Origin of the sequence: Aeromonas sp. DNRA1, assembly GCF_963888745.1 — a bacterium.
GTDB lineage: Bacteria > Pseudomonadota > Gammaproteobacteria > Enterobacterales > Aeromonadaceae > Aeromonas > Aeromonas hydrophila.
Map to the genome: position 1 here is coordinate 1 of NZ_CAWPKQ010000017.1, position 466 is coordinate 466.

Annotated in this window: 2 tRNA genes; both read right to left on the bottom strand. The window is 46.6% G+C overall.

Annotated elements, in window-relative coordinates:
- Positions 1–182 precede the first annotated feature (182 nt).
- Positions 183–258: transfer RNA gene (locus AACQ43_RS22135), tRNA-Ala, on the bottom strand.
- Between the two features lie 10 nt (positions 259–268).
- A tRNA-Ile gene (locus AACQ43_RS22140) sits at positions 269–345 on the bottom strand.
- Between the last annotated feature and the right edge of the window lie 121 nt (positions 346–466).

Consider the following 466-nt stretch of genomic DNA (forward strand, 5'->3'; position numbering starts at 1 on the left):
CCAAATAAAATTTGGTTTTCGCCAAGAAGTTTCCAAAGCACTTGTAACAAATGTTTGAGAACTACTTTTTAAATCAGCTTTCCAGATTGTTAAAGAGCAAACTTCGTAAAGAAGTCAAAGACATAGACTGAACATGTCGTCCAATTCATGGCTTTTGCTTCTCGCAAATTCAGTACGGATTATGGTGGAGCTATGCGGGATCGAACCGCAGACCTCCTGCGTGCAAAGCAGGCGCTCTCCCAGCTGAGCTATAGCCCCGTAATCGAAGTGGTGGGTCTGAGTGGACTCGAACCACCGACCTCACCCTTATCAGGGGTGCGCTCTAACCACCTGAGCTACAGACCCACTTCGTGTACTGTCTCTAAACTTGAATCAAGGCAATCTGTGTGAACACTCAACAACTTCGTCATCTTAAGGTAAGGAGGTGATCCAACCCCAGGTTCCCCTAGGGTTACCTTGTTACGAC